The 22,688-nt window shown below is 64.5% G+C and carries 22 protein-coding genes and 1 tRNA gene; 8 read left to right on the plus strand and 15 right to left on the minus strand.

Going from position 1 to position 22,688, the window contains the following annotated elements; translation table 11 throughout:
- The first annotated feature begins 71 nt into the window (after positions 1-71).
- Positions 72-1,022 carry a DMT family transporter gene (locus tag C3B78_RS00055; RefSeq protein WP_104996254.1) on the plus strand — a complete coding sequence of 317 codons (951 nt, stop codon included), beginning with the start codon at positions 72-74 and terminating at the stop codon, positions 1,020-1,022.
- A gap of 19 nt (positions 1,023-1,041) precedes the next feature.
- Here C3B78_RS00055 and C3B78_RS00060 read toward each other — a convergent pair whose 3' ends face one another.
- Together C3B78_RS00060 and C3B78_RS00065 are read right to left on the minus strand one after the other, a co-directional pair.
- Positions 1,042-1,917, minus strand: a complete 876-nt coding sequence (locus C3B78_RS00060; RefSeq protein ID WP_104996255.1) for a glycosyltransferase — start codon at positions 1,915-1,917, stop codon at positions 1,042-1,044.
- Between the two features lie 138 nt (positions 1,918-2,055).
- Positions 2,056-2,997, minus strand: a complete 942-nt coding sequence (locus tag C3B78_RS00065) for a hypothetical protein (protein WP_104996256.1) — start codon at positions 2,995-2,997, stop codon at positions 2,056-2,058.
- Between the two features lie 154 nt (positions 2,998-3,151).
- Here C3B78_RS00065 and C3B78_RS00070 point away from each other — a divergent pair, with 154 nt between their 5' ends.
- The 3 genes from C3B78_RS00070 to C3B78_RS00080 all read left to right on the plus strand — a co-directional run bounded on the left by C3B78_RS00070 (position 3,152) and on the right by C3B78_RS00080 (position 5,582).
- Positions 3,152-3,697, plus strand: a complete 546-nt coding sequence (locus C3B78_RS00070) for a peptidylprolyl isomerase (RefSeq protein ID WP_104996257.1) — start codon at positions 3,152-3,154, stop codon at positions 3,695-3,697.
- A gap of 9 nt (positions 3,698-3,706) precedes the next feature.
- Positions 3,707-4,585: a rhomboid family intramembrane serine protease gene (locus C3B78_RS00075; RefSeq protein WP_104996258.1), complete on the plus strand. Its 879-nt coding sequence runs from the start codon at positions 3,707-3,709 to the stop codon at positions 4,583-4,585.
- Positions 4,586-5,114: 529 nt separating this feature from the next.
- The gene (locus C3B78_RS00080) at positions 5,115-5,582 is read left to right on the plus strand and encodes a carboxymuconolactone decarboxylase family protein (protein ID WP_104996259.1); all 468 of its coding nucleotides are present in this window, start codon (positions 5,115-5,117) and stop codon (positions 5,580-5,582) included.
- Positions 5,583-5,764: 182 nt separating this feature from the next.
- On the opposite strand, the gene C3B78_RS00085 is transcribed toward C3B78_RS00080, so the two are convergent.
- Positions 5,765-6,379, minus strand: a complete 615-nt coding sequence (locus C3B78_RS00085; RefSeq protein ID WP_104996260.1) for a DNA-3-methyladenine glycosylase I — start codon at positions 6,377-6,379, stop codon at positions 5,765-5,767.
- A gap of 66 nt (positions 6,380-6,445) precedes the next feature.
- Positions 6,446-6,697 (minus strand): cell division protein CrgA, encoded by a 252-nt coding sequence (locus tag C3B78_RS00090; RefSeq protein ID WP_104999544.1) that lies wholly within the window; start codon positions 6,695-6,697, stop codon positions 6,446-6,448.
- 174 nt (positions 6,698-6,871) lie between these two features.
- Here C3B78_RS00090 and C3B78_RS00095 point away from each other — a divergent pair, with 174 nt between their 5' ends.
- The 3 genes from C3B78_RS00095 to C3B78_RS00100 are packed head-to-tail and all read left to right on the plus strand — an operon-like array spanning position 6,872 to position 8,471.
- On the plus strand, positions 6,872-7,660 hold the full coding sequence (locus C3B78_RS00095) for a class E sortase (protein WP_104996261.1): 789 nt from the start codon (positions 6,872-6,874) through the stop codon (positions 7,658-7,660).
- Between the two features lie 2 nt (positions 7,661-7,662).
- A complete protein-coding gene (locus C3B78_RS19800) occupies positions 7,663-7,833 on the plus strand; it encodes a hypothetical protein (RefSeq protein ID WP_199775299.1) in 171 nt (56 codons plus the stop codon).
- Entirely contained in the window at positions 7,830-8,471 is a 642-nt protein-coding gene (locus C3B78_RS00100) for an anthranilate synthase component II (RefSeq protein WP_104996262.1), read from the plus strand. The genes C3B78_RS19800 and C3B78_RS00100 overlap by 4 nt, the downstream gene beginning before the upstream one ends.
- A 29-nt stretch (positions 8,472-8,500) precedes the next feature.
- Here the strand turns inward: C3B78_RS00100 and pknB are convergent, their stop codons facing one another.
- Genes pknB through C3B78_RS00135 form a run of 7 tightly spaced genes read right to left on the minus strand, consistent with a single transcriptional unit; the run spans position 8,501 to position 17,948 of the window.
- Positions 8,501-10,441: a Stk1 family PASTA domain-containing Ser/Thr kinase gene (pknB, locus tag C3B78_RS00105; RefSeq protein WP_104996263.1), complete on the minus strand. Its 1,941-nt coding sequence runs from the start codon at positions 10,439-10,441 to the stop codon at positions 8,501-8,503.
- 15 nt (positions 10,442-10,456) lie between these two features.
- Entirely contained in the window at positions 10,457-12,148 is a 1,692-nt protein-coding gene (locus C3B78_RS00110) for a serine/threonine-protein kinase (RefSeq protein WP_104996264.1), read from the minus strand.
- The gene (locus C3B78_RS00115; protein ID WP_104996265.1) at positions 12,145-13,605 is read right to left on the minus strand and encodes a penicillin-binding transpeptidase domain-containing protein; all 1,461 of its coding nucleotides are present in this window, start codon (positions 13,603-13,605) and stop codon (positions 12,145-12,147) included. Before C3B78_RS00115 ends, C3B78_RS00110 begins: the two co-directional genes overlap by 4 nt.
- Positions 13,602-14,999 carry an FtsW/RodA/SpoVE family cell cycle protein gene (locus C3B78_RS00120; protein ID WP_104996266.1) on the minus strand — a complete coding sequence of 466 codons (1,398 nt, stop codon included), beginning with the start codon at positions 14,997-14,999 and terminating at the stop codon, positions 13,602-13,604. The genes C3B78_RS00115 and C3B78_RS00120 overlap by 4 nt, the downstream gene beginning before the upstream one ends.
- Positions 14,996-16,723 (minus strand): PP2C family protein-serine/threonine phosphatase, encoded by a 1,728-nt coding sequence (locus tag C3B78_RS00125; RefSeq protein WP_442778250.1) that lies wholly within the window; start codon positions 16,721-16,723, stop codon positions 14,996-14,998. Before C3B78_RS00125 ends, C3B78_RS00120 begins: the two co-directional genes overlap by 4 nt.
- Positions 16,724-16,725: 2 nt before the next feature.
- Entirely contained in the window at positions 16,726-17,208 is a 483-nt protein-coding gene (locus tag C3B78_RS00130; RefSeq protein ID WP_104996267.1) for an FHA domain-containing protein FhaB/FipA, read from the minus strand.
- On the minus strand, positions 17,205-17,948 hold the full coding sequence (locus C3B78_RS00135) for an FhaA domain-containing protein (protein ID WP_104996268.1): 744 nt from the start codon (positions 17,946-17,948) through the stop codon (positions 17,205-17,207). Before C3B78_RS00135 ends, C3B78_RS00130 begins: the two co-directional genes overlap by 4 nt.
- Positions 17,949-18,258: 310 nt before the next feature.
- Between C3B78_RS00135 and C3B78_RS00140 the strand changes: the two genes are divergently transcribed.
- A tRNA-Leu gene (locus C3B78_RS00140) sits at positions 18,259-18,341 on the plus strand.
- 150 nt (positions 18,342-18,491) lie between these two features.
- On the opposite strand, the gene C3B78_RS00145 is transcribed toward C3B78_RS00140, so the two are convergent.
- From C3B78_RS00145 to C3B78_RS00155, 4 genes are all read right to left on the minus strand, one after another.
- Positions 18,492-19,190: a FadR/GntR family transcriptional regulator gene (locus tag C3B78_RS00145; RefSeq protein ID WP_104996269.1), complete on the minus strand. Its 699-nt coding sequence runs from the start codon at positions 19,188-19,190 to the stop codon at positions 18,492-18,494.
- Positions 19,191-19,200: 10 nt separating this feature from the next.
- A complete protein-coding gene (locus C3B78_RS00150; RefSeq protein ID WP_104996270.1) occupies positions 19,201-20,328 on the minus strand; it encodes an L-talarate/galactarate dehydratase in 1,128 nt (375 codons plus the stop codon).
- Positions 20,329-21,047: 719 nt separating this feature from the next.
- Positions 21,048-21,254, minus strand: a complete 207-nt coding sequence (locus tag C3B78_RS19590; protein WP_158677158.1) for a hypothetical protein — start codon at positions 21,252-21,254, stop codon at positions 21,048-21,050.
- A 98-nt stretch (positions 21,255-21,352) separates the two neighbouring features.
- On the minus strand, positions 21,353-22,543 hold the full coding sequence (locus C3B78_RS00155; protein WP_104996271.1) for a 4-hydroxybenzoate 3-monooxygenase: 1,191 nt from the start codon (positions 22,541-22,543) through the stop codon (positions 21,353-21,355).
- Positions 22,544-22,688 lie beyond the last annotated feature (145 nt).

Consider the following 22,688-nt stretch of genomic DNA (forward strand, 5'->3'; position numbering starts at 1 on the left):
GGCCGGGACTTTTGCTTTGTCCGCCGGCATGAGCTCAAACAGCAAATGGAACCGCGCATTAGGGTTGGTCAGTGAACTTCTTTATTGCAGCCCTCGGCGTCCTGGGGGTCGCGTCATCTGGTCCGCTGATTGCTGCCACCCTGGGCGCCACCACTGTGAGTGCCCTCGCCATTGCCTTCTGGCGCAACGCGATCGGCGCAGCCGTGATGGCCTCTCCCACGCTGGTGCGGGAGCCCCGGCAATTCGGCAGGATCACCAGGCGTGAGTTTCGCTGGTGCCTGCTGGCCGCCGTCGCCCTGGCATTCCACTTTGCCTGCTTCATCACCTCGTTGCAGCTCACCTCTGTCGCGGCTGCTACGGCGCTGGTGTGCCTGCAGTCGGCGTGGATCGCGGTCTTCCAACTCTTCCGCGGGACCCGCCACCGGTGGCAGGTGCTGGCCGGGCTGGGCGTCGCTTTTGGCGGTGTTGTTGCCATTACCGGGTTTGACATGGGCTCGTCCCCCCAGGCCCTGCTGGGCGACCTCCTGGCCGTGGCCGGCGGCGCGCTGGCCGGCCTTTACACGCTGGCAGGCGGAAAGGCCCGGCAAAGTATGACGACGGGTACGTACACCACCCTGTGCTACGGGATGTGTGCAGCCTTCGTGGCCGTCATGGCTCTGCTGGCCGGGCAACCGCTGGCGGGCTTTGAAGCGGCGGGCTGGCTGGGGATCCTGGCGATTACAGTCTGCGCGCAGCTTGTGGGCCACACAGCGTTCAACCACCTCCTGGCCTCCATGAGCCCGCTGGTGGTCTCCATGATTATCCTTCTGGAAATTCCGGGGGCTGCACTGCTTGCCGCGGTTTTCCTGGAGGAGACGCTCCCGGCCGGAACCTATGCCGGACTGGGCCTGATTTTGGCAGGAGTCGCCGTCGTCGTGCTGGGCCAAAGGTCAGGCAGGCCATGGCGCCGGGGAAGGCCAGCGCGGAACGGGCAGGAAGAACCGCCATCGGACCGGCCGCTTGCAGAGTTGGGAACGGACTGAGGACGCTTTGCCCGGGAGCCTACTGGCCGCCGCGGCGCACAGGCTGGGCTGTGTTGACCGTGTGGATGGCCCGGAGGAGCTTTGCGGGGAAGTACACCGAAAAGAACACCACCATGGGAGCCTTCAGCGCCATCTTCTTGACGTTGTGGGCTTTGTAGGTACGGTCGAACCGCGTGACGTAATAGCGGTAGTCCCGCGGTGAGTCCTCCAGCCGCCGGGCGGACATGCCGGAGACCATCTGTGGCCAGTACTGGATTTTCAGGTCGTGTTCGGCGAGGTGCAGGGACAGATCGATGTCCTCGTGCATCTCGTCCTTTTCATCACGGCAGGTCTCTGCCCGGATGGCGTCCCAAGCTGAGGATCGGAGGGCCATGTTGGAGCCGAACAGGAAGTGGTACTGGTGTTTGGCCAGCTTGAGCATCAGCTGGCGCATCTTGTCATCGGCTTTGAGCCCAAACCGGCGCATCGGCATGTCGTAATAGACCACCGGACCCGTGGCCGCCTGGACCGACTGGTCCTGGAATGCCCTTTGCACCTGCTCCACCCAGTCCGGCTCCACTACCGAGTCGGCGTCGATCCGGCCCAGGACGTCCCCTGTTGCGTGGTCCAGCCCGAAGTTCCGGGTGGGGATAAGGCCTTGCTCCTGGTCCTGGCTCAACAGGATCAGCGGACTTTCCGGGTATTCGAGCTGCATTTGGCGCACAATGTCAGCGGTCCGGTCCTTGGACAGGTTGTCCACCACCACGATCTCGTGGGCGGGGACGGATTGGTAGATGGCAGCTATCAGGCACTGCCTGATAACGCTCTCCTCGTTGTAGGCCGGGATGACTATGGATACGCGGGGCAGGTTTGCGGCGTCGTTCAAGGCATCCCCAGAGGGTTGTTGGGCTGGCATCACTTCAAATCTAGCATCCAACCGCAGCCGCTCCAGGATGGCGGAAACCACGGGAGACAGGAGAAGGGCCCCGCCTGCGGCGGAGCCCTTCTCGGCTGAGCTCTCCGGCCTTGGCCGGACGACACAGCGGATTGCTCATCAGGACTGGGTAGTGCCTTTGTTCCCGTTGCTGATGTTGGACGCGATGTTCTTGGTGGCAGTCTTGGCATCGGTGGCCGGAGCCGGAGCGCTTTCCGAAGCATCTTCCGCCACGTGCTTTGCCTTTTCCCCGGCGTCCTCGGCCTTGTCCGCCGTGGCTTCGGCCGGGGAGGAAACCGGTGTTGCCAAAGGTTCGGCGGTGTCGGCCGCCTTTTCCTGGACCTCGTTCACTGTGGTGGCCGGAACCGGTGCAGGCGTGGGTGTCACCGGGGACGGGGTCTTCCACGGATCCTCGACCGGCTTGGACGCCTTCCAGGCAGCGACTGCGGCCGCAACGGCCGCCGCGATGACGCCGAAGACAAGCCAGCCGCGCTTCTTCGGCTTCTCCGGCTCGGCAAGCTGGATGCCTACGGTGCGGCCAGCCTCCGTTGCGGCTGCCTTGAGCTGGGTGCCGGTGGCCTGTGCCTGCTCCTGGAGGGCATGGATGATTCCCACGTCCCCAAGCTTCTGCGCGACGGCATCAACGTGGGCGGGAGTGCTCTCCAGGGTGCGGTGCACGGCCTCCGAGGCGTGGCCGATCTGGTCTGACAGACGCGGCAGGTATTCAACAACAACCCGGTCGCGGGCGTTGAGGATCACCGGCGTGGCCTTGTCCAGGGCATCATGCAGGCGGGGTGAGGCGCCTTCCACGGCGTCGTTGATCTTGGGCGCGAGCTGCGCAAGGCCGTCCTGGATACGGGGGGTCACAGTGGCTACGCCGTCCGCCAGATTGTGGGCAGCGTACTTCAGGCCTTCCTGGATCTTTGGGGATGCGGTGTCCAGGCCGTGCTGGAGACGGTCAACAGCTGCTTCCACACGGGGGGCTGCCCAATCCCTGGCGTTCTCTACGGCGCTGGCGACTTGCAGCTCAAGGTCACGGGCAATACGGTCCGACTTCTTCACAACTACCTCCCGATTAGGTGACGGTTCTGTGGTTAGCCTACGTTGCTTGGTGTTCACCGGCTATTCCCACCGCGGATTTTCGGCGGATTTCACCCAGCGCGGAACTGCCGCCGCAGCCGCAACGGCCCGCATGGGCCGTGGAAGAATGGGGGCTATGACTGCCATCGCAACTGCAAAAGCAACCATCCACACGAGCCTCGGCGACATCGCCGTGAACCTCTTCGGCAACCACGCGCCCAAGACCGTCAAGAACTTCGTAGGCCTTGCCACCGGCGAGCAGGCGTGGACCCACCCGGAGACGGGCGAGGACAAGACCGGCACCCCGCTGTACAACGGGACCATCTTCCACCGCATCATCAAGGACTTCATGATCCAGGCCGGCGATCCGCTGGGCCGAGGAACGGGCGGACCGGGCTACCGCTTTGACGACGAAATCCACCCCGAGCTCAGCTTCAACCAGCCCTACAAGCTGGCCATGGCCAACGCCGGCATCCAGATGGGCAAGGGCACCAACGGTTCCCAGTTCTTCATCACGACCATTCCCACGGACTGGCTCCAGGGTAAGCACACCATCTTCGGCGAAGTGGCTGACGAGGAATCCAAGAAGGTTGTTGACGCTATCGAAGGCGTCCGCACCGGCATGGGTGACCGTCCCGTGGAGGACGTCACCATCAACAGCATCGACATCGAACAGCTGTAACACCGAACCATGAGTTACGGAATTCCGTCGGCCGAGCCGTCCGCGCAGGTTCCGGTATGCCCGCGGCACCCGGACCGGCCCTCCTATGTGCGCTGCCAGCGTTGCGGGCGCCCCGCCTGCCCTGACTGCCAGCGGGCGGCCGCCGTCGGATTCCAATGCATTGACTGCGTCAATGAAACAAAACGTTCGACGCCGGAGGTGCGGACGGTCTATGGCGGCGCCGCAGCTGCCGGCAAGCCTTTGGTGACGCTCGGAATCATCGCCGTGTGCGCTGTGGTGTACGTGCTGCAGTGGGTCGTCCCGGGCCAGGCGGTCTACGAACAGTTCGCCTACAACAATGTCTTTGCCACCCCCCAGTACGGGGCGTTCGAGCCGTGGCGCATGCTGACCGCAGCCTTCCTGCATTCTCCCGATTCACTGCTGCACATCCTGTTGAACATGTACACGCTGTGGATCTTCGGCCAGGCCTTGGAGCCGCTCCTGGGCCGCATGCGCTTCCTGGCCCTGTATCTGTTGTCGGCCGTGGGAGGCTCCGTCGGCTACCTGCTCCTGAACCCGGTCCTGGTGCCCGGACAGGGGCTGGTGGGAGTAGTGGGTGCTTCCGGTGCCATCTTCGGCCTGTTCGGCGCCATGCTGCTGGTCCAGCGCCACCGCGGTGGAGACACCCGGCAGCTGTGGGTCCTCATTGCGATCAATGGAGTCATCGGATTCCTGATTCCCCAGATTGCCTGGCAGGCCCACTTGGGCGGACTCATCACGGGCGTGCTGTGTGCGGCAGTCCTCGCCTACACTCCCCGCGGCCCCCGGCAGGGCCTCCTCCAGGCCGCGGGACTGGTGGCCGTTCTGGCCCTGTTGATAGCCGTCAGCTGGGTGAGGATTTCCGTCTAGCCTGTTGCCACTGCTGCGAAACCGAACTGACCAGAATCCCCGGCGTCCGAAAGGACCCCGGGGATTCCGCTTTATCCACAGCACTTATCCACATTGTTGGTAACTTACATGCCTGTAGTTCATCGTTCGGCAGTGCCGCTACCGCGCAGTGGCAGGGAATTCGCCGGATCGTGCCCGCCCTTCTCCACATCTGTGGATAACTATTGGGGATAGGGGTGTGCTTAAGTGGACAACCGGCCCCCGAAAACCGGTCCTGTGGATAAACCCCTGAAAAGCCGCCGGCGTTTCTGGCTTTACCCGGGGCCAGGGCGTCCTATCAACATGGTTATGCACACTGTTAGTAAAGAACAGCTGTGTAGTTAGGCGCTGTTTGTCCCGCTGCATCGCAACGTGCGGGCCGCCGATCGCGCCACTGGCCCCAGCCTGTTTCCACAGCTGTGGATAACTTGTGGGTATCCCGATGTTGGTAAGTGGATAAGCTTCAGGTGCCTACCTATTGCGCCCAAGCCCGCTGCCGACAGGAGAATCCATGACCGCCGTTACCAAGCACGTCTTCTTGGACAAGCAGCATCCTGCGTTGTGGCGGGCGCTGAACGGACTGGGGCTCAAGGTCAAGGAGGCGGCCCAGGAGGCCGGTATCGAGGTCCGGACCGTGGAACTGCTTAATGTGCGGATTTCGCAGCTGAACGGCTGCGCCTTCTGCCTGGACCTCCATGTCAGGGAAGCGGTCGAGGCGGGCGAGACACCGCAGAGGCTGGCGGTACTGCCTGCATGGCGCGACACAGCACTTTTCACGGAGAAGGAACGTGCTGCCCTGGCGCTGGCCGAGAGCATCACGGAACTGCCGGGCCACAGTCCACAGGAGCATGAAGAAGCCTACGCCCGGGAGCGCCTCACTGAGGAAGAGTTCTCCGTGGTGAGCTGGCTGGCCATCACGATGAACGCATTCAACCGGATTTCCATCACCAGCCACCATCCGGTTCGGCGTGAGCGGTAGGCGCTGCCTGCCCATCCTCGGGATTATCCACAGGTATTCCACACTGTTAACAACCGCATGTCCGGTGCCGGATTGGCCGTGGGAGCCCTGTGGAAGGCGGCCGCGCCCACAGGCGGCGGGTGAGGCCGTCGGTTATCCCCATTGTGGATAACTTTCCCAACAGCTGGGGATAAACAGGGCGCTCAGCGGGACGGAGCGGGCCAGATTCCGGAGGACCCTCGCCGGTGGCTTCCCACCAGGTGGGTGTCCACCATTCCGATCGCTTCCATCAGGGCGAACATGGTGGTGGGACCGACGAAGGAGAACCCCTTCTTCCTCAGGGCCTTGGAGAGCGCAATGGATTCAGCCGACTGCGTGGGGATGTCCGCATGGACCGCGGGGTGCGGAGTGGAAACGGGCTGGAACTGCCACACGAAGTCCACCAGCCCGCCGTCCCGGCGCAGTGCGAGGGTGGCTTGGGCGTTAGTGATGGCGGCGCAGATTTTCAACCGGTTCCGGACGATGCCTGCGTCCTGCATGAGCCGCGCAACGTCGCCGTCGGTGAACTGCGCAACCGCATCAGGGTTGAAACCGGCGAAGGCAGCACGGAACGCGGGGCGTTTGCGCAGGATGGTGGCCCAGGAAAGTCCTGCCTGGAAGCCCTCCAGGCAGATGCGTTCGTAGAGTCCTTGTTCGTCCCTGACCGGCAGGCCCCACTCGGTGTCGTAGTAGTCCCGCATAAGCGGGTCCGTAGATGCCCAAGCGGGGCGGGCCAGGCCGTCATCACCCACGAGGACACCAGCAGCGTCAGGAGTCACGCTTTTCTCCTTTAGGGATTACCTGCCGTCCCGGCCGTCCGGGAGTGGACCCCGTCCAGGAAGGGTCTAGGAGCGCCAGCGGGTGGTCATGAGGAAGCCTACGATGGCGATGCCGAACCCGGCCACGATGTTCCACGATTCCCAGGCCTGCACGGGAAAGCGGCCCTCGCTGATGTAGAACGTGATGATCCAGAAGAGGCCGATGATCATCAGGCCGAACATAACGGGCTTGAACCAAACCGGGTTGGGCTTGTACGCCTGGGAAGCTGCCTGCTGCGGGGTGCTGGCGGTCTTCTTGCGCGGCTTTGACTCGGGCACTGGCTCTCCTTGGCGGGCTGAGGCAAGATCGGTGTTCCGGCCTTGGTATCCTGCAAGAAGGAAATTGCCAGCGGTCTGCGCGATCTTGGTCAAATTTGGATTCTTACTAGCAGCCAATTCTAGCCGTAGTTCAGGGGCCGCCGGTGCCCGTCTGAACTGCCCGGAGGAGAACGCGTGGTATTGCAGGAGAAGGCGAGGCAAGCTGCTGTGCCGCCTGCCGGCGTCGTCATACTGCGCGGGACGGTCCAGGTTGTTGGTGAACTGCTCATCACCGCCGGCATCATCCTCCTGCTGTTTGTGGCCTGGCAGCTGTGGTGGACCAACGTGGAATCAGACGCCAGGCAGAGCGAAGTGATCAAGGAATTCGCGCAGGACATTGCCGCCGCCGCCCCTTCCGCGCCGGCCGCCGCAGATCCTCCTGCCGCTGGAGAAAACTTCGGCGAGCCCGCAGTGGCCGCCGCGCCGGCCCATGCGAGCACGATCGGCATCATGTACATTCCCCGGTTCGGGGCGAACTACACGCGCCCGATCGTCCAGGGAACCACCAGCGATGTGCTCGACACCCTGGGCCTGGGACATTACGGGAACACGGCCATGCCCGGCGCGGTGGGCAACTTCGCCGTAGCGGGGCACCGCCAGACGCATGGCGCCGTCCTGGACAACATCCACACGCTGGTTCCCGGGGACAAGATCTACGTCCAGACGAAAGACGGTTATTACGTTTACGTCTTCCGGAACAACCAGATCGTCATGCCGTCGCGCACCGACGTCCTGGAACCGGTGCCGACGCGTCCTGGGGTCACCCCCACCGAAAGATACCTGACCATGACAAGCTGCAACCCGCGCTTCGGCGCTGAAGAACGTATCATCGCCTACGCGCTGCTGGATAGTTGGCGCCCTGCTTCTGCTGGTCCGCCCGCGGAAATCGCGGACCAGGTGGCTTTGGCGATCGGAAAGGGCTGAACATGTACGGCTGGATTTTCCGCCACCTACCCGGGCCGCTCTGGCTGCGGATTGTCACCTCATTGGTGCTCATTGCCGCCGCACTGGTATTGATGGTTCAGTTCCTTTTCCCCTGGATGTCCCACTACACCCAGTTCACCGACTCAACGATTGGTTCAGCAAGCCAGCCATGACCACAACCAAGATCCTCGTGGTGGATAACTACGACAGCTTTGTCTACACCCTGGTGGGCTACCTCCAGGAACTCGGCGCCGAAACCACCGTTGTCCGCAATGACGACGTCACCTTGGCGGAGGCCATCGAACTGGCCAGCACCCGTGATGGCGTACTGATCTCACCCGGCCCCGGAAACCCTGCCGAAGCCGGAGTCTGCATAGAGCTGATCAAGTGGTGCGGCGAGAACAGCGTGCCCATGTTCGGCGTCTGCCTGGGCCACCAGGCGCTTGCCGAGGCCTTCGGCGGCAAGGTGACACACGCCCCCGAACTCATGCACGGCAAAACATCCCTGGTGCAGCACATTGGCACCAGCGTGTTTGCCGGACTCCCCTCCCCCGTCACCGCCACGCGGTACCACTCGCTGGCAGCCGTGCGGGAATCCATCCCTGACGTCCTGGAGATCACGGCTGAGACAGCAACGGGTGTGGTGATGGGCCTCCAGCACCGGACGGCACCCCTGTGCGGCGTGCAGTTCCACCCGGAGTCCGTACTCACTGAGGGCGGCTACCAGATGCTGGGCAACTGGCTTGAGTCCCTGGGAATGAAGGGCGCGGCTGCCCGCGCAGCCAAACTGAGCCCGCTTATCCAGCACTGAACCAGCACTGAACCAGCGCGGTGCCGGGCTTAGCCCTTTTTGGTGGAGGTCGGGCTCGGAGTAGGCGTGGGTGTGGGGCTAGGCGGGGGCGGCGGGGCTTTGGCCACCACGATGGTGACGGTCTTGCCCTGTTCCACGGCCGCGTTCACGGGCTCGCTTTGATCCGTCACCCTGCCCGGCTCAACCTGGGCATTCTCGGCCTCAACGACGTTGAGCACCAGGCTCAGTTCCTTCAACGCCGCCTCTGCCTCTTCGCGGGTGCGACCACGGAGTTCAGGGACAGCGACCTTGCCGGTGGACACCACCAGTTCAACGCTGGTCCCGACGCCCACCTTCTGGCCGGGGGCGGGGCTTGTGGTGATCACAATTCCGGCAGGCACGGTGGCGCTGTTTGCCGTGGTGGTGGAAGGGGCCCCTACCAGTCCGCTTTGACGCAGGATATCCCTGGCTGCCGCCTCTGTTTTGCCTGGAAGGCTCTCAGGGATCATGACGGCGCTGGGGCCCTCTGAAATGTTGAGGATCACCTCGGCGCCGGGGTCCAGCGAGGCGCCGGACGCGGGATCGGTGCCGATCGCCGTACCCTTGGCAACGGTGTCGTGCTGCGACCGGACAATCCGGGGCCGGAGTTCCGCGTTATACAGTTCCTGCAGCGCCGCCGATTCTGTCATGGCGGCCACTGCCGGCACCGTGATCTTGGGCGCTGCCGGAGCAGGGCGGTTGATAATGCTGTAGAGCCAGAGCGCGCCGCCTGCCAGGACGAGGAGCGTGAAGACCACCAGCGTGCCAATCCACGCACGACGGCGTGACTTCTGCCGCGGGCTCCGCTCACGTTCCGGAGTCAGGCCCAGCGGCAACGCATCAGCTGACCGATAGTCATCGACGCCGGCCACCAAGGGAACCATGGTTTCGTGGTCCTCGGCAGAGGCGGGGATAGCCGCCGGCAGCCGGCCGGTAGGTGCGTCGTCGAGGAAGCCTGCCCCCGTGGCCTGGAAGGCCTCGGTGGCCGGCGACGGGACGTGGTCATTGGGGTCCGTGGGCGCTTCGGAGGCCGGGACCGCCGGGACCGGCACGCCGGACCGTGCAGCGCGCAGGGCACGCCGGAATGCCGCAGCATCCTGGAACCGGTCATCCCGGTTCTTTTGCAGCGCCTTCGCCAGCACACTGTCCAGGGCAGGATTCACATCGGGGTTGAGGCTGCTGGGAGGCTCGGGAATCTCCCGGACATGCTGGTAAGCCACGGACACTGGGCTGTCACCGACGAACGGCGGCCTGGACGTGAGCATTTCGTACAAGAGGCAGGCAGCGGAATACAGGTCACTGCGGGCGTCAACTGTTTCACCGCGGGCCTGCTCGGGAGAGAGGTACTGCGCGGTACCCACCACGGCCTGTGTCTGCGTCATGGTGGCTGAAGAGTCGGCGATGGCGCGGGCGATGCCGAAGTCCATCACCTTCACCGAGTTGGTGTTTTCGCAGTACATGACGTTGGCCGGCTTGATGTCCCGGTGCACGATACCGGCCTTGTGGCTGTATTCGAGGGCTCCGAGGACGCCCAGGCAATAGTCGATTGCCTGGTCAATGGTGACGTCATGCGCACGGATCAGGTCGCGGATGGTCTTGCCCTCCACGAACTCCATCACGATATACGGCACCCGGACGTTGTCCTCCGAGCCATCGTGGACCAGGTGTTCACCGGTGTCGTAAATGGCAACAATGGAGGAATGGTTGAGGGAGGCGACCGCCTGGGCTTCACGCTTGAACCTGGCCTGGAACTGCGGATCACGAGCCATGTCCGGCCGAAGCAGTTTTACGGCCACGGTCCGCCCCAACCGGGTGTCCACTCCCCGGTAGACGTCCGCCATGCCTCCGCGGCCGATCAGGCCGCCCAGTTCGTACCGGCCGCTGAGGACACGGCGGTTATCCACCGGGAGGCTGTCCTCGCGGTGCAACGGTGTGCGCGCTGACTCGTTCACTGGCTGTCCTGGCGGTTACGGCTTGCAGGTTGGCGGGGCACCGGGCAGTTGGCCGGCGGTGCAGGCGGGCAGGGGCGATGCCACGGTGGGCGCCGCCACCGCAGACGTGGTGGCTGACGGGGCCGGTGCGGGAGCAGACGTGGTGGGTGCCGGCGGCGCTACGGCATAGACCACCGTAATGGGCGAGCCCTGGGGCACCAGGCCCGTGGGATTCAATTCTATGACCTTGCCCGGGCCATCCGCGGTACTCTCCTGCGGAATCACGGTGACGGCCAGCCCGAGCCCGGCAAGCTCCGCCTGCACCTTGCGGTAGTCCTGCCCGAGGTAGGCGGCCGGGATGACATTGACCGTTTCCTGGGTGGGTGTGGGCGTGCGGGTGGCCGTGGGCGTGGGCGACTGCGTGGTCCTGGTGGGGCTGGCGGTGGTGCTCTGCGGGCTGCTTGTTGTTGCCCCGGAGGTGGGGTCGTTCACGGGAAAGAGGATGCCCCGCTGGCTAAGGAAGAAACCCACCAACGCGAACAGGAGCAGCAGGATCAGGGCAATCAACGGCCAGGTCCAGGGACTGCGGCCCTTCCGCTGCGGCTCATCGGCGGGCTCGTCGTCGTACGTTGTTTCTTCCGGGACCCACTTGCGCTCGGCGGCCAGGGCATTGGCCCGGGCGAGTGCGCCCTGGGGAGCGTCGGGCTCCGCCGCTGATGCGGCGGCAGCCCCCGCGGCTGCGCCCGCACCCAGCACCGGCAAAGCGGAAGTGGGAGTGGGCGAACTGTCGCGCTGGGCACCAATGACGCCCGTGGGCGCAGTGGCGGTGTCCACGGGAGCGGTGATGGGGCCGGTGTTGTCAGCGTCAAAAAGGAGCATGCCGGGAACAGCGGCCCGGGCGGCGCTGATATCGCCGTTCCGGATGGCCTCGGCCGCCTCTGCCAGCTTGATGGCGTTCTCCGGCCGGTTCTTTGGATCCTTGGCCAGCATGGACATCAGGAGGGCGCGCACCGGGGTGGGAAGGGATTCCGGCAGCGGCGGCGGGGCATCGTTGACCTGGGCCAGGGCGATGGCGATCTGGGACTCGCCGGAGAAGGGACGGTGGCCGGTCAGGCACTCGTAGCCGATGACGCCGAGCGCATAGATGTCCGAGGAACCGGTGGCAGTCTGGCCGGTGGCCTGCTCCGGAGCAAGGTACTGGGCGGTGCCCATCACCTGGCCGGTCTGGGTGAGGGGAACCTGGTCAGCCAGGCGGGCGATGCCGAAGTCGGTGACCTTGACCCGTCCGTCAGGGGTGATCAGGAGGTTGCCGGGCTTCACGTCACGGTGTACCAGGCCCTGTGCGTGGGCAACGGACAGCGCCCGCGCGGTCTGCGCAATGATGGACAGAGTGCGGTCCGGGGACAGGACCTGCTCGTGCTCAATGATGTTGCTCAGGGGCTGGCCGGGGACCAGTTCCATGACCAGGTAGGCGGAACCCTCCTCCTCGCCGTAGTCGAAGACGTTGGCGATGCCCACGTGGTTCAGGAGCGCGGTGTGGCGGGCCTCGGCGCGGAAACGCTGGAGGAACCCGGGATCGCCGGTGTACTCCTCCTTAAGCACCTTGATGGCGACGATGCGGCCCAGGACGAGGTCTTTCGCTTTCCAGACTTCGCCCATGCCGCCGATCGCGATCCGCGTGGTCAGCTGGAATCTGCCGCCGAGGGTGATTCCGGTTGTAGGCCTCACTTATTCAACACCGCCTCAAAAATTCTCTTCGCGTTCGGACTGGTTAGCTGGGCTCCCGTGGTGATGTCCACGCCTTCCATGACGATCGTGACACCCACCTGCGGGTTGTTTGCGGGGGCAAAACCGGTAAACCAGGAGTTGTTGGTGCCGTTCCCCAATTCCGCAGTTCCCGTCTTGCCGGCCACCTGGACGCCGGGAACGGCTGCCCTGTTGGCGATGCCCTCACCGACGGCACTGACCATCCACTCGGTGATCTGGTTTGCAATATCCGGGGTGGTGGAGGTCCGCAGCTGCTGGGGCTGGGGTTCGTCAATGACCCGCAGGTCCGGAGAGCGGAGGGTCTTGACCAGGGTGGGCCTCATCTGGACGCCGTCGTTGGCAATCGCCGCGGTCATCAACGCAACCTGCAGCGGTGTGGCACGGACATCCTTCTGGCCAATGGCGGACTGGGCCAGCCCGGGTGCGTCCAGGTCATTCGGGAAGCCGTTGCCCCGGGCATACCCGAGCTTGAGCTGGTCACCCATGTCCTCACCGAAACCGAACTTTTTCGCCTGCTCTGCGATGGCGTCCCGGCCCAGGTCCAGTGCAATGCTGGCGAACGGGGTGTTGCAGGACTGCTGCAGTGCGAAAGCGAAGCCCGCAGTGTCCCGGGTGTAGCAGTTGCCGCCAGCGTAGTTGGGAAGTTTGTACTGGATTCCCTCGAACGGCATTTCCGCCGGGTTGGGGAGCACGCTGTCCTTGTTGTACTTTCCTGATGCAAGCGCCGCGGCGGTGTCCACCAGCTTGTAGACGGATCCCGGCGCCAGCAGTTCCCCGGTGGGCCCGCTGACGTTCTGGTTCAGGTTGATGCCCGGGACCTTGAGCAGCTCGTTGATGTTGGCGGTCTCGGCGTTCGGGTCCTGGATGGCGATCAGGTTGGGATCGTAGGAGGGCTTGGAGACCATGGCAAGGATGGCCCCGGTTTTGGGATTGGTGACCACGATGGACCCGCGCTGCCCGTCCGGGATCAGGCTGTACGCCAGCCGCTGGATTTCGGGGTCAATGGTGAGCTCCACCGACGCGCCCTTGGGCTGGTTCCCCAGGAAGAGCTGGCCCACGCGGTCCAGGAACAGCTGGTCGGAGCTGCCCGTTAGTACCTCACCCATGGCCTGTTCCAGGCCGGTGGCACCGAAATTCTGCGAGAAGTATCCCGTGATTCCCGCGTAAAGTTCCGGCTGCGGGTAGGTCCGCTGGAACTTGCAGGTCTCGGACGTGCCTTCGACCGATTCTGCTACCGGAGTGCCCCCCACGATGATGGCACCGCGGTCGTTGCAGTAGTTCTGCAGGATGGCACGCTGGTTCCACGGGTTGGCCTTGAGCTCATCGGCGCCCACAACCTGGACGTAGCTGATGGCGCCGAAGATGAGGGCGAACATGGCGACGGCCGCCACCCATGAATGCCGTATTGCCTGGTTCACGAGTGCTTCACCGCCTCAGTAGGAGTATCAATGCCCATCGAATCTGCCGCCTCGCCCGGCCGCAGCGGTGTGGTGTCCACCGGACCGCGGGCTGTATGGGAAATCATCAGGAGCAGGCCCACAATGATCCAGTTGGCAAGCAGCGACGAACCGCCGGCCGCCAGGAACGGCGTTGTCAGGCCGGTCAGGGGGATGAGCCGCGTGACCCCGCCGATCACCACGAAGCATTGCAGCGCCACGGCGAAAGAGAGACCGCAGGCAAGGAGCTTTCCGAACGCGTCCCGGGTGCCCAGCGCGGCCCTGAACCCCCGCGTGAACAGCAGCAGGTACATCAGGACGACGGCGAACAGGCCCACCAGGCCGAGTTCCTCGCCAAGGGATGCGATGATCATGTCGCTGTTGGCGAACGGGACCAGGTCCGGGCGGCCCTGCCCCAGTCCGGTTCCCACCAGTCCGCCGTTGGCCATGCCAAAGAGGCCTTGGACAATCTGGCCGCTTCCGCCCGGTGAGCGGTCGTAGACCTCCGGGGTGAAGGCGTTGAGCCAGCCGTCGATGCGGAGCGCAACGTGGGAGAAGACCTGGGCGGCAATGAAGCCGCCGCCAAAGATGAGAGCCAGGCCTATTACTACCCAGCTGATGCGGCTTGTGGCCACGTAGATCATCACGATGAACAGGCCGAAGAAGAGCACGGATGAACCAAGGTCCCGCTGGAAGATGAGCACGCCGATGCTGACCAGCCAGGCCGTGATCATGGGTCCCATGTCCTTGAACCGCGGGAACTGCAGCGGACCGACTTTCCGGCCGGCCAGCAGGATCAGGTCGCGGTTGGACGAAAGGTAACCAGCAAAGAATATGGCGAGGGTGATCTTGGCGACCTCGCCGGGCTGGAACGTCATGGGACCGAGCCGGATCCAGACGCGGGCGCCCAGGATCTCGCCCGCGCTGATGCCGGGGATCAGCGGCAGGAGAAGGAGGACGGCGCTGGCCGCCAGGGAGATGAAGGTGAACCTGCGGAGGACGCGGTGGTCCTTGAGGAGCCAGATGACGGCGATCGCAACCGCCATTGCAATGAGGGTCCACCGCAGCTGGTTGTTGCCCGTGTCATCACCGGGCGCGTCGAGGCGGTGGATCATGGCCAGCCCGAGTCCGTTAAGGGCCACCACCAGCGGAAGTATTACCGGATCGGCATACTTGGCGCGGAAGCGCAGGACCCCATGGAAAACCAGGGAGGCAACGGCGAGGAGGCTGGACTGGAACCAGAAATCCGAATCAAAGGCCTTTTCCTGGTCGACGCCCACCAGCATGTTGGCGCCGATGCCCACGGCCAGGGCCAGCAGGAGCAGTGCGAGTTCGACGTTCCGCCGTGGCTTGGGAATGGTGCTGAGCTGGCTCATGGGACGGCCTTGCAGGTGACGGTGGGGCTGGGGGACGGGCTTGCCGGAGTGGCGGTGGCCTCCGGGGCCGGTGCAGGAGCGGCCGGGTCCGTGGGGGCTGGCGCCGCCTCGGATGCTCCGGGCGACGCGGAAGCTGTTGGACACCCTTCCTCTGGGGAGGTGGTCCCGGTGAGTTCGAGGTTCTTCACGATGCGCTGGGCATCGTAGAGGTCATTGGCAGGCACGGTCTGGCGCACCCGCTGCTGCGAGAACTGGGGCAGGGAATCCATCCGGATTTCTGTAACGGTTTCTAGGCTGGAGAGTCCAATGGGGCCGAGGCGCTGGGAGACGCCGTTGAAGATGGCGACGCGGGAGTCGTACTCGCCGACGTAGTAGCGGGTCTGGGTCCAGGCATACCCCAGCCAGAGGCCCGCGGTCAGGACCACCAGCACGGATGCGGCGATCGCCCAGGTAATCCAGCGCCGCGGTTTAAGCGGCACGAGGCTGTCATCAGCCTCGGTGCCGGGCTGTTCTGCCCGGTGGGTGAGGAGGGTGGCTGCCCTCCGCGCCACGGTGCGTCCGGCGATAGTGGGAATGGATCCGGATTCTGCGGCCGCTGCAGCTGCACCCACGAGTTCGTGGGGGCGCGAGGCGAGTTCATCCCGCAGGACCTCAGCGGACAGGTGCTCGCCCAAGTGCGGGTCGGTGGAGCCCGGTTCCACTGACCGGGTGCCATGGCCGTCCTTGGAAGGTCCGGCGGCGGCCGGACTGGCGCTGGCCGCTGGTTCATTGCCCGCGCCGGCGCCCTTGCCAGGGCTTTCGGTGCCGGACGTGTTCTTGCCGGGAGCTTTGGTGCCCTCAGCCGGGGCCTTCGGCCCCGCGGCGGCCTCTGGTGACGGTTCGACTCCTGCGGCAGGGGCTGCGGCGATGGCTGTGGAAGGGACGACTTCAACGGCAGCTGTGCTGACGTCGTCGGGCGTTTCCTCAACGATTTCCACCATGACCACTGTGACGTTGTCCGGGGAGCCGGCTTCGAGGGTCAGGTCCACGAGGGTTTCCACGCATTCGCGGAGGTCTTTGGTCTCCCGGACGGTACGTTCCACGGCGTGGCCGGCAACGTAGTTGAGCCCGTCGGAGCAGAGCAGCCAGCGGTCGCCGGGGCGGACATCCAGGGTGTCGAGATCGAGTTCCGGGCTGGCGTCAACATCGCCCAGGACGCGCATCAGGACGTTTTTGTGCGGGTGGCTTTCGGCCTCCTCAGGCCGCAGCCGGCCTTCGTCGATGAGGCGCTGGACAAAGGTGTGGTCCACGCTGACTTGCTTGAATTCGCCGTCGCGCAGGAGGTAGGCGCGGGAATCGCCGATATGTGCGAAGTAGAGCTTGCCCCCGGCCAGCAGGAGCGCAGTGACGGTGGTGCCCATCCCGGCCAGCTTGGGGTTCTGGTGCACGAGTTCGGAAAGCAGGGAATTGGCCGTCTGGATTTCGTCGGCGAGGACGGTGCCGGCGTCGCCGTCGTAATCGCCGCGGTCCAGGTGGATCATGTCCAGGACGGTGGCGGCGGAGGCTACGTCGCCGCCCGCGTGGCCGCCCATGCCGTCCGCGACGACGGCGAGGTGCCGTCCCACGTAGGCGGAGTCGTCGTTCTTTGAACGGATCCGGCCGACGTCGGAGCGTGCGGCGTAGCGCATGATGAGGGGTCGCTGCGCGGACCGGGGCCCGTTGGCGGGGGTTTGCGTGACGGCCACGGCTATGGCCTCAATTCGATGACCGTCTTGCCGATTCTCACGGGTACCCCTGGCTCAACCGGCAGGGCACGGGTAAGTTGCTGGTCCGCCAGGTAGGTTCCGTTCGTGGACCCCAGGTCCTCGATGAACCAGCGGCTGCCTTGGGGGAACAGCCTGGCGTGGCGGCCGGAGGCGTAGTCGTCCTCCAGGACCAGGGTGGCCTCCTGGGCGCGGCCCAGGAGGATGGGGCTGGCGGCCAGCGGAAGAGTGGTTCCCTTCAGCGGTCCTTCGACGACGACCAGTTGGTGCGCCTGCTGCTTCGCCGGTTGCGGAGGGGCTTCAGCAAGCTCCGGGTTCCTGCGGACCTGGCGTTGGGTGGGGGCGCCGGCGGCTGCCTTCCGGCCCACCATGAGGTCCCGCCGCATCGCTGAAACGATGCTGAAGATCAGCACCCAGAGGAGCAGGAGGAAGCCGAACCGCAGGACGGTGATAGTGAGATCGCTCATGGGCGGCCACCAGTGCTGGCAGGCAAAAGGCGGAAGATGATTTTTGTCCGTCCCATAGTGATGGTGGAGCCGTCAGTGAGTTCGGTGCTCCCCGATACCTTCTGTCCGTTGACGTAGCTGCCATTGGTGGAACCCATGTCCACAGCGCTGGTCACCCCGTTGGCCGTGCGGATTTCCAGGTGGCGGCGGGAAACGCCTGTGTCTTCGACATGGATGTCGGCTTCGGACGACCTGCCAAGGACGATGGATGGAGCGTTCAGGGAGTAACGCTGGCCGTCGATATCCAGTACGGGCTGAAGCCGTGCCGGCTGCCGGCTGGGGGCCACCGGCACGTTGGGGCGTTGTGGCTGGCCTGCGGATGCGCCCTTCGATTTCTCGGTTGAGGAGAGGATCTCGAAGTCGCCGGCACGCAGCTCGGCGTCCCGGCGGAAGGAAATCCGTACTGAGCCCTGAAGGGTGTAGCCCTGGCTGCGGACGTGGTTGATGACAACGTCGCAGAGTTCTTCGGCCAGCGGGGTGCCCCATTCCTGGGCCCGTTTGAAGTCGTCATCGTTGAGCTGCACGTCGAAAACGTTTGGGGCGAGTGTCCGGCCGGCCGCCACAGTCAGGGCCTTGTGGTCCACTTCGCGGCGCAGCCTGCTGGCGATCTCCACGGGTTCGACCTGGGCGCGAGAGCCGGTGGAGAAGACGCCCCGGACAGCCTTTTCAATGCCGCGTTCAACCTTGTCCAGCAGACCCATGGTTCTTCTCCTTTCCCCTCAGCCGCGGGGCAGTTTTCGTTCCGGAACTTCACCCGCAGTGCAGCTCGCAAGTCGGCGGTGTGCCTGCCTGCAGCAGCCACTCCTACATCAGATACTACTGGTCAGGGCTATGAATGACCTTAATCAGCAACGCCTGGGCACATCCAAAAGTTCGGTCTGTTGCCTGGCCTTGCGTGGGCGGACGGAGGCCAATTGGTGTTTTCCATCCACCTTCCGTTATGCTTGATCTCGCTGCTTTTACAAGGTAACGGATCCGGGAAACCGGCCGGCGCCGGGTGAAAGAAGTTGCGCGCGAGTGGCGGAACGGCAGACGCGCTGGCTTCAGGTGCCAGTATCCGAAAGGGTGTGGGGGTTCAAATCCCCCCTCGCGCACGCAAATGTAAAGAGCTCCGGTCGAGAGGCCGGGGCTCTTTTGCGTTAACTCCACGCCACGAACTTGGGCTTGTTCGCTAATCCGGGCCTTGAAGGTTCGGATCCGCGAACAACCTTAGGTTCCGGCGAGTTGCCGGGGCGCACGCCACGTTACGGCCGCGCGGAAGCCTTGAACCGGCGTCGTGAGTTGGCCAGGTGGCTGCGCATGGCAGCCGCTGCGGCAGCCTCGTCACCGTCCGCGATGGCCTCCGAGATGGAGCGGTGTTCCTGGACCACCTGGTCGAAGTGGTCGCGGGCGTAGTGCTCGACGCCGGTCATGAGGCGGGTGCGCGGCATCGCGATCATCGTTTGGCCCAGGGCCGCCAGGCAGTCGGAGTAGTAGGGGTTGCCGGAGGCGGCGGCAACGGCGCGGTGGAACTCGAAGTCCGACTTCATGGCGTGGGCGGGATGCCCCGCGCTGGCGGTGAACTCTTCGAGGGCCGCGGTGACGGCGCGCAGTTGCCGCTCGGTGTGGTTACGTGCGGCCAGCGCTGCGGCCTCGGTTTCCACGCCCATGCGGAACTCCAGCAGGTGGAGCCGGTCCTCCATGGTGGCCACGGGACGGGCCCCGGGTGCTGCCTGGGGCCCGTCCGACGGCGGGATGAGGGCGAAGCTGCCCCGCCCGCGTTCGGTCTCAACAAGTCCCTCTGCTTGGAGCCGGGTCAGCGCAGCGCGGACAACGGTCCGGCTGACGCCGTAGTCGTTGATGAGGGTGTTCTCGCTGGGGAGCTTTTCACCCGGCTGGATGACGCCGTCGACGATGCGGTTGCGAAGGTCAGCGGCGAGGTCCGCGGTGAGGTTCCGGGTCATGGCTTCAAGGTTACGCGCCGAACTCCGCGGACTCGGTGGACCAGGTACGTGCCTGGTCGCTGAGGGTGACGCCCAGGCCGGGGCGGTCCGGGACAATCATCCGGCCGTCCTTGGTTTCGAGCCGCTCATTGAACAGCGGGTCCAGCCAGTCGAAGTGTTCCACCCAGGGCTCGCGGGGGTAGGCCGCGGCCAGGTGGAGGTGGATTTCCATGGCGAAATGCGGTGCCAGGCCCAGTCCGCGCTCGTCTGCGAGTGCTGCCAGGCGGAGGAACTGGGTGATGCCGCCGACGCGGGGAGCATCCGGCTGGATGATGTCGCAGCCGTTGGCGTTGATGAGGCCCTTGTGTTCGGCCACAGACGCCAGCATTTCACCGGTGGCGATGGGGGTGTCCAGGACGTTTGCCAGGTGGGCGTGGCCCTCGAAGTCGTAGGCGTCCAGGGGTTCTTCGATCCAGATGAGGTTGAAGTCCTCGAGCTGGCGTCCCATCCGCAGGGCGGTGGCCCGGTCCCACTGCTGGTTGGCGTCCACCATCAGCGGGACGTCCCAGCCGACGTGCTCGCGGATGCCCGCGACGCGGCGCAGGTCCTCCTTGCTGTCCGGGAGGCCCACTTTGATCTTGATGCCGCCGATGCCTTCTTCGATGGACTGGGTGGCGCGTGCCTTGACTTCCTCGAGGGTGGCGTTGAGGAAGCCACCCGAGGTGTTGTAGGTCTGGACGGAGTCACGGTGTGAGCCGAGGAACTTGGCCAGCGGCAGGCCAGCGCGTTTGGCTTTGAGGTCGTAGAGGGCGATGTCGATCGCGGCCAGTGCCTGGGTGGCGACGCCCGAGCGGCCCACTGACGCTCCGGCCCACAGCAGCTTGGTGTAGATCTTCGCAATGTCGTTGGGGTCCTCGCCGATGGCGCCCTCGGCCACTTCCTTGGCGTGTGCGTACTGCGCCGGCCCGCCGGCCCGCTTGGAGTAGCTGAATCCGACGCCGGTGTGCCCCATCTCCGTGGTAATTTCCGCGAAGAGGAAGACCACCTCGGTCATGGGCTTCTGCCTGCCCGTGAAGACCTTGGCATCGCTGATGGGGACAGCGAGGGGCAGGCGGGCGGTGGACAGTTTGACGTGCCGGATCAGGTCGACGGAACTCATGGATTCTCCTTTGGGCGGCGCCGGGCTCCTTCGCCCGCCCACTTATAATATAAGCGCGTAACTTGTATTACAAGTACTGCCTGCATGGGCTGCTCAGTCCGTTGGGGATACCGCATAAACCGTTTTTCTGCTGATTCCGTATCACTCGGGCCAGGACGGACTTCGCAGCGGCGGCTGCTGCGGCGCGCCGATCCATCTCTGCAGCATCGAATTCGACGAGGGCCCGTGACCTAAAGCATCAGGGTGGCCACGGAGGGGCGTTTTCGCCGGTGAAGACCTGAGGACAACTAGGGTGTCCCCGTCCCGTCGATGCCTCCTGAGCCCAAATGGTGCCAGGATGAAATTTACGACTCTTTGATAGCCCTGTCAGGAAGGGGCGAGCCAGCTCTTTTCTGACGTCGGTTGACTGGTCGCCTGACGTCAGGTTGGGGTGTGCTTTCTCTGAACGACATGCGGGCCCGTGATGAGCCCGGTCTTCGGACCTATCAATTCCGGCTACCAGGGGGCCGTATTCAACCTCGCCCACTTTCCGGCAGGCTTCGGGCTCCAGTGTTTGGCGCTATAAACGATCGCCTGTGAACCAACCTGTATGCGAAGGGTAGTTGCTCTTCCTGGAAAGCGAACCGTTCGCCTGCCCGCTCGCGCGTACGCTCTAAACACCAAGTCCAGCTAAAACTGGCGCCAGGCTTTATGCTCTGAGCTTCTCGGGGGTCGCAGCATCATGCATAATTCGGCCTGTCTGGCATGCTGACTGCCAGTTCTAGCGATTCGTGCTTGTAGTGCAGCAGAAACTCGTGCTTGTAGTGAAGTCCAAGCCAAGGCGAGGCACCAACGTCGTCGATGCCGGCAGCCAATTGCAATGAAGTTTTTACCGCTGCTGCTTCGAGTCTCGGCTTAGTAGTCGGGCGGGTGACGATGGGTTTCATGCGGCGCATCATCTCTTGACTGCTCGCATGTGCTGCGGCGGAGCGCTTACGTCGGCAGCATGTCCCATTTCGGCCCCGGTTCTTGGGTAGAGACAGCTTTACAAGGCGCCCGGCCAGCCGGTGTAGGCCTCTGCCAGGTAGGCTAGTCCATGCCGGGAGGAGACCACGGAGCTGAGTTCCCCGAGCTGGCGGGCGCGGGAAAAATCGTCTGCGTCGGTGGGGGTGTGCAGCATGGTGGTCATCCAGTAAGAGAACTGCTGGGCCTTCCATACCCGTTCCAGGGCGCGGTCGCTGTACGTCTCCAGCAGTCGGCCGGACCCGGAGTTGTAGTGGCTGTCGAATCCTTCGAAGAGCACCTTGACGTCATGGATCGCGAGGTTCAGGCCCTTGGCACCGGTGGGCGGAACGGTGTGCGCTGCGTCGCCTGCCAGGAAGAGGTTGCCGTGGCGCATGGGGGTGTGGACGAAGCTGCGGAACGGCAGCACCATCTTTTCGATGACCGGGCCTTCCTTGAGTTCGAAACCGTTGCCGTTTACCCGGCTGCGGAACTCGGCCCAGATCCGGTCGTCATCCCAGTCGGCCACGTTCTCCTTCGGGTCGCACTGGAAGTACATCCGCTGGACGGTCTCGGTGCGCTGGCTGATCAGGGCGAAGCCGTTGGCGGAGTTGGCGTAGATCAGTTCATCGGAACTGCGCGGGGCTTCGGCAAGGATGCCGAACCAGGCAAACGGGTATTCGTGGAAGTACCACTTGCGGTGCGCCTCGGGGATCTGGAACCGGCAGTGGCTGCGGGAGCCGTCCGCACCCACCACGAAGTCGGCCTGGATCTCGAACTCCGCGCCCCCGGCGTCGGTGAACCAGACCTTCGGCTTTCCTTCCAGGTCATGCACGCTGGTGTCCGTGACGCCGTAGCGGACGTCGCCACCGTCGGCCTTCCTGCGGGCGGCGAGGTCCAGGAAGACGTCCGTCTGGGGATACAGCCAGACAGACTCCCCCACGAGGTCCTTGAAGTCCACGCGGTGGCTTTCCCCGTTGAAGCGCAGTTCGATGCCGTCGTGGCGGTCGCCGTCACGGAGGACACGGTCCGAAACTCCGCTGTCCACGAGCATGTTGACCGTGCCGTGTTCGAGGATGCCTGCGCGCACCGTTTCGGAGATGTCTTTGTGGCTGCGGACTTCGATCACGGTGGAGTCGATGCCCGATTTGGCCAGTAGGTGGGAGAGCATGAGACCGGCGGGTCCGGATCCCATGATGGCCACTTGGGTAGTGATGGTTTTACGTGTTGCCATGGTTCGTCTCGCTTCGTTGCGGGGCCCCGCAGTCGCGGCGCCTGAGTGTGTTACGCGGCGTGTGCCTCAACAGGACGACTGGCGCCGCGCTTACAAGAGTTTTTGGCGGTCCTGGGTACACGCCCTTTGAAGGCCGCGTTGGCAC

The sequence above is a fragment of the Arthrobacter sp. PGP41 genome (assembly GCF_002953935.1).
Lineage (GTDB): Bacteria > Actinomycetota > Actinomycetes > Actinomycetales > Micrococcaceae > Arthrobacter.